Source organism: Thermogemmatispora sp. (genome assembly GCF_019683635.1).
Classification (GTDB): domain Bacteria; phylum Chloroflexota; class Ktedonobacteria; order Ktedonobacterales; family Ktedonobacteraceae; genus Thermogemmatispora.
Map to the genome: position 1 here is coordinate 1 of NZ_JADGIA010000274.1, position 5,562 is coordinate 5,562.

The following is a 5,562-nucleotide window of genomic DNA, read 5'->3' on the forward strand; positions in this document are numbered from 1 at the left end:
CTGCACCGAGCAGCTCTGAGCCATCTGCCTGTCTCATCAGCCTTACCCTCGCATGTCCCAAGAAATGGCCTTTTCGCCTGAACCTGATACATTGTACACTACCTTCGCGGTGCGCGCAATCGCCGGCGTCCACATTTTGTAAAGCAGACGTCCGCTTTCCGGCTGCAAAGGCAGGGACGGCACCCCGTGCCGCAGGCTCGCTCGCTTCACTTCACTTCATTTCTTCCCCTGACGCTGGCGCTGGCTCGCTAGACCAGCCCGCCCCGGCCACAGGTGAGAAGGCTAGGCCCTCGCTCCATCGAGGATGGCAAGGAGTTCGCTGCGCCATAGCTCCCACTCTAGCAAACCCCCCGCGGCTAGCTCGCCTCCCTTGCCTTTGAGATCATCCTCCGCCGCCTTGCGGTTGAGCACTGCCCTCCCAACTGCTGTCTCGACCAGGATGTAGCGCTGCCGCTCCCATTCCCAGTCAGGATCAACAATGCGACCCGAGATAGGATGGTGCTGGAGGATGACACGCTCACCCGAGACTCCCCGGGCATCACGCGCGATCTGTCGCAGCGCCAGGGCCGCCAGCCCCGGCTTGCCCACATCAGCCCCGGCGCTCTCCGCCGGCCCCCGGTATTTCAACTGCCGCGGTCGGATGAGCAGCAGGAGATGGTAGTTCTTCCCGACCTGAAGCTGGCTCCCCAGCTTGTTTTGCGATCCCACGAGCCTGGAGGCACTGCTGAAAACGGGCAGCAGGACGCTGTTGCGTAGTAGAAAGGTCAGATGATAGAAGGCGTCGTAGTCGCATTGCTTCTCGATGAGGAGTCCCTGGATAAAGGCGCCTACCTGTCGCTCTCGTTCGCTCACTGTCGCTTTCTCCTGTCCTCTGTTCGGCATAAACTCGACTCGCTCAGCGGTGGTTCCTGCTCTTCCAGGTTGGCTTCGGCGACGACAGCGGCACCATCAGGATGGCGTGCTTGCTCGGGGAACGTCCCCCCACTTCTCACTCAGGCACGCTGCTCGGGGTGAGAATGCACTCGGCACAATGCTCGTTTAGAGGTATATATACCCCATCCTGACCGCCGACGGCAATGGTTGGGTTGGGCAACTGTTGCGGGAATCCAGTCGAGAAGCAGATCGGTACGAGGAAGAGGATGCGGAGCCTTCAGGGCGGCAGGCAGCCGCCGCTTCGGGCTGGGGGCCTGGCCGGAAAGGTTGTTGCTGTTTGCAGGTCCGTGGTTTCCCTAGATCCCATGACTATAAGAAGAATGGTCGGGGGAGGGAGAACTAGCGGGCAGCGCTCTCCCCCTCCCGGCCATCACGCGCTCAAAAGAGGCAGAAAGGCAAGCGGATCACTCGGTAGTTAGATGAAGAGAGAAGGATCTGGCATTTGTTCGCTCCTCCGCAGATGCGCTCAGTCCTGGGCCGTGGTCCGCATCTTGAGATAGTCACCTTCGATAATGCTGCCGTCCGGGCGAACATGGATGCAGCCACGATAGCGCCCATAGGGTACGCCAAAGCCCGCCGGCAGCTTGCGGAGCATGAGGAGACAGCAGTGACGCCCGCCCTGCTCCATCTTCAAGTCGGCAATGATCCTGGCCTCCTCGTCGCTGACCGCATAGAAGAGGTAGATCATGTCAGCTTCTTCTTCACTATGCCGATAGGCCAGGAGCCAGAGGGTTTTCTTGATGATCGGCTCGCGCTCCCCTTCGTCGAGAGCGGCTTTCTCTTCCGCGAGCGGCTGCCCGGCACCAGCACCGCTGCCATTGAGACCGTTTCCATTCAGCCGCGCCTTCTCCTCAATCCCCACCTTGCCCTCTCCCTCCGGCGTCGCTTCTTCACTCGCCGTCTGGCCAGGCGCCTGCTGCTCCCGATCCTTGTCACGGACGTCGTCAATGACTTCACAGACGATGGCCGCGGCCCGCTCCGGCCCAACAAGCTGAGCCAGCTTGCTCTGATACTCCTCCATGTTGCGCAGCCGCCGCTGAATATACTCGTGCTTGGCCCAGCCACACGCTAACCCATACAAGGCCCAGCGCCCGGCCAGATACTCGGCCTCTAGCTGACGCCGCAGGCGGGCAATCTCACTGCCACTCATGCTGCTCTCCTCTCTCCTGTGTTTGTTCACCACCTCTAGAATGGTGGTGTATTAGAATCTACCATTACGGACGCAGTTTTGTCAACCCTGGTACTCTGCTACAATCACCTTACTGACTACGGGTCTAGTAAGGCAGGTCAAGCGTATGATTCGTCTCCGCGTTAAGGAGGTTGCTCAGGCAAAAGGCGTCAGCATGTCACGGCTCTCGCGCATCTCAGACGTGAACTATAAGACGATCCAGCAGATCTGGCGCGATCCCTTCCGCGAGGTCTCGATCAAGACCATCGAGAAACTGGCCAAGGCCCTCGGCGTCCCTTCACATGAGCTGATCGAAGACGTACCCGACGAGGATCAGCCGCCAACAGCGCCCCAGGGATAGCTGGGTGGCGACATGCTTGACGCGCAAGAAGCAGGTTGAAAGGGCATAGGTGGCAAATGGTACGGCTCAAAGTCAGAGAGGTTGCCGAGGCTCGGGGCTTCAACATGTCGTCGCTCTCCCGAGCTGCCGACGTCAACTTCCGTACGATCAAGAGCATCTTTCGCAATCCATACAAAGAGGTAAATCTCTCGACGCTGGCGAAAATCGCGCGGGCACTCGGCGTCTCCACTGCTGATCTCATTGAAGATGTGCCCGACGAGGCGGACGCATCTGAGACCTGGCTGGCCGGCCCTCGGAAACATTCACCCGTCTAATCCATGCTTGATTTTTTCCCTCAATCATCGTCCATAGAGATAGGAGGGTTCTCTCTATCCGAATGCGCCAGAGTCGCCCAGGCATACACTCTGTCTTTGCGATGGAAAGACCCGACGCAGGGCGCTGGCACGCTGAGCGCGTTTTTGCCACACTCTGCCATCTACTGTCCAGTCAATGGATCTACTGTCTGCTTGTTTTGTTCTGTTGTGAAAGGAGCCAGTCGAGGTGTCGCGGATGATCGAAGGGAGAAAAGTCCGCTTCTTGATTCTGAAAATCCTCTTTAAGCCTGCCGATGATATTCTTAAAATGGCACAGCTCGACGTGTCGATGGTGCGCCCGAGCAAAAAGTGCCTCCACGTTGGTCGCCCGCATACGTGTCCCTATCGGCGCCGTCCCGGAGCCATAGCCCGCTCTCGTTGATCAGGAAGGAGCTGACCGTGTTCAGACTGCGCGTCAAGGAAATCGCCGAAGCGAAGGGCTTTACTCCTTCCGCCCTCTGCAAGGCCGCCAATCTTAACGATCGCACCGTGCGCCGGATCTTCCGCGATCCGTACGCACAGGTGAATTTGCGTACGCTGGTCAAGATCGCGATGGCGCTGGGGGTGCAGGCTCATACGCTGATCGAGTTCTTGCCCGATGAGGAGACGCCCCCCGGGGCACCTCCTAAGCGCGCCCGCCCTCCTCGCCGCTATCAGCCACGGAGCAGATTCTCTTTCCCATCGTCCTAACTGTTCCTCCCTTCATCTGGAGGGCCTGACCACCACTCCCTCCCGCGTCCTGCCCCCTGCGGCGGACACGAGACGAGAGGTGGCAGGCCCTTTTTCTCCCCAACTTTGGCCACCCTTGCGTACCTCCCTCTCCTTGACTCCTAACTGTGGCTCCTCCTTCCCTCATGCCTACATTTGCCATCTCAAAATCGCCATTTAGATGTCGCTTTTAGAATGGTACCACGTCAAGCACTCTACTGTCAAGGGCAAGAATAGGTTATTCTCAAGCCATGAAAGTCCGGCTACGGGTTAAGGAAGTAGCAAAAGCAAAGGGTCTTTCGATGACCAGGCTTCACACGAAGTCTGAGGTGGCTTACAACACCATTCGCCGCATATTTCACGATCCATACGTCGAAGTCACGACTACCACACTGGCGAGGCTTGCTGAGGCGCTAAACGTCCGTGTCGAGGATTTAATCGAGACAGTAGACGAGGAGGAGCCAGAGCCACCACAAAAGACCAGAAGTCGTGTGAAGGCCCAGGGCAAGCGGCAGCAAGTTCATTTGTCATCACCCTCTGACCTGATCAGCAGCGCAGAGCAGCGTGAGCAAACTGAAGGGGGATGCACCGTACCCTGATCTGACTTTTGGGGGAGGCAGCAAAAGAGGTAGGAGTAGAGCGTGGTTGACAGTAGCCGGCGGTGGTGCACTGATGCCCGCTGGCCGGCTTACTGGCTTTCTGGTTCTGGCGCCTGTGGATTGTAGATTGTGGATAGTAGATTGCAGTGTCAGAAAAAAGGAGTGTGTGCTTCGATGCGTGGAAGACGTTTCCCCCGCAAGGCTGCTCTACTGCTGATGGTTGGTCTCTCTCTGCTCCTGCTGGCCGCCTGTGGTAGCAGCAAGCAAGTGGCGACCACGACCTCGGCCTGTTCGCTGATCACGACGGATGAGGCCCGTCAGGTACTGGGTGCCGCGGTACGGTCGCAGCCGCAGGAGGTAGTGAGCAAGCCGAAGAACGCCACGGTAAGTGAGTGTCTCTACACCTCGGCCTCGGACAGCCATGTAGCGCGGGCCTCGCTGGCGCTTTCGATCGCCGCCGATGCCGCCAGCGCCCAGCAGCTCTATAATCAGGCCAAGAGCGCGGCCCTGGACCTGAGCCGACAGACGGCGACGGTGAGCCTGGGCGACGCGGCCTTTCAGACGCAGCGCAGTTCATCTTTTGGGCAGGAGACGCTGCTGACGGTGCTCAAGGACAACACGGTGTTGGTGGTGGAGGCGCTCAGCCCGGGACATCGCCAGCTTGATCTTGAGCAGAGCCTGGCGCAGATCGCCCTCAACCGTCTCTAGCGAGGGCCAGAGGGCAGGCGTGAGCTGAGGGGGCCTGAGCAGGCCAGGCCCGCCGGCGAGGCGCATAGATGAGGATAGAATGGCGCGGGTGCGCTCGCTCGCAGTGAGGCAGAGCGTGCCTGGCGCCTTTTTGGTGCTGGCCATCGTCTGCAGGGCCGGACAGGGAGGGAGGCGCTTCGCTCAGGGGTTGGTGGTGATGGTGATGCGCGTGGGATCGGTGGGCAGGGTGCTCTGGCCGAGGGCCAGGCTGAGGGTGACGTCGGCGACGCCCGGCTGACGGCGCAGGATGGTGCGGGCCTGTTCAGGATCACGGCCAGCGATGAGCTGTTTGAGGGCGTTGAGCTGGCTGGCGCTGAATTGATAGCGCCAGGTGCCGCTGGCCTGGACAGTGAGCACGGCGCTCTGGTCGCCGGCGCGCGCGGCGCTGATCTGCGTCTGGATCGGCTGGGTTGGACGGTAGCCGCCGCCGTAGCTGCGGGCGACGTCGGCGTTGAGCAGAGCGGTGACGAGCGTGGTCACGCTATTGCGATCGTAGACGAGGCCGCTACAGGCGACAGTGACGCTGACGGTAACGCTGGCCGCCCGATCGCCAGCGCGGTGGTCGCTGCTGACCTTGGGAGCGCACTGCGGATCACCGACGCTCTCTTCGCTGGCGCTCTTGAGGCTGGCGAAGGCGGCGCGTGCGCTCTGAACGAGAGCCGGGGTGAGCGCCGACGCGGCGTTATCGATGTC

The 5,562-nt window shown here is 60.3% G+C and carries 8 protein-coding genes and 1 pseudogene; 6 read left to right on the plus strand and 3 right to left on the minus strand.

The features are described 5' to 3' along the window. Positions 1-282 precede the first annotated feature (282 nt). Entirely contained in the window at positions 283-852 is a 570-nt protein-coding gene (locus IRZ31_RS19815) for a hypothetical protein (protein ID WP_297157001.1), read from the minus strand. A 547-nt stretch (positions 853-1,399) separates the two neighbouring features. Then, positions 1,400-2,083, minus strand: coding sequence for a hypothetical protein (locus tag IRZ31_RS19820; protein WP_297157004.1), 684 nt, complete (start codon positions 2,081-2,083; stop codon positions 1,400-1,402). 145 nt (positions 2,084-2,228) lie between these two features. On the opposite strand from IRZ31_RS19820, the gene IRZ31_RS19825 reads away from it, so the two are divergent. From IRZ31_RS19825 to IRZ31_RS19850, 6 genes are all read left to right on the plus strand, one after another. Further along, entirely contained in the window at positions 2,229-2,462 is a 234-nt protein-coding gene (locus IRZ31_RS19825; protein ID WP_297157007.1) for a helix-turn-helix transcriptional regulator, read from the plus strand. 56 nt (positions 2,463-2,518) lie between these two features. Further along, a complete protein-coding gene (locus IRZ31_RS19830) occupies positions 2,519-2,776 on the plus strand; it encodes a helix-turn-helix transcriptional regulator (protein ID WP_223258184.1) in 258 nt (85 codons plus the stop codon). A gap of 226 nt (positions 2,777-3,002) precedes the next feature. Then, positions 3,003-3,197: a hypothetical protein gene (locus tag IRZ31_RS19835; protein ID WP_189361307.1), complete on the plus strand. Its 195-nt coding sequence runs from the start codon at positions 3,003-3,005 to the stop codon at positions 3,195-3,197. Between the two features lie 17 nt (positions 3,198-3,214). Then, positions 3,215-3,505: a helix-turn-helix transcriptional regulator gene (locus IRZ31_RS19840; RefSeq protein ID WP_189361309.1), complete on the plus strand. Its 291-nt coding sequence runs from the start codon at positions 3,215-3,217 to the stop codon at positions 3,503-3,505. 269 nt (positions 3,506-3,774) lie between these two features. Further along, positions 3,775-4,122, plus strand: a complete 348-nt coding sequence (locus tag IRZ31_RS19845) for a helix-turn-helix transcriptional regulator (protein WP_297157015.1) — start codon at positions 3,775-3,777, stop codon at positions 4,120-4,122. 174 nt (positions 4,123-4,296) lie between these two features. Further along, a complete protein-coding gene (locus IRZ31_RS19850) occupies positions 4,297-4,830 on the plus strand; it encodes a hypothetical protein (RefSeq protein ID WP_112426808.1) in 534 nt (177 codons plus the stop codon). Between the two features lie 180 nt (positions 4,831-5,010). Here IRZ31_RS19850 and IRZ31_RS19855 read toward each other — a convergent pair. Then, a pseudogene (locus IRZ31_RS19855) lies at positions 5,011-5,562 on the minus strand (hypothetical protein); the annotation flags it as partial.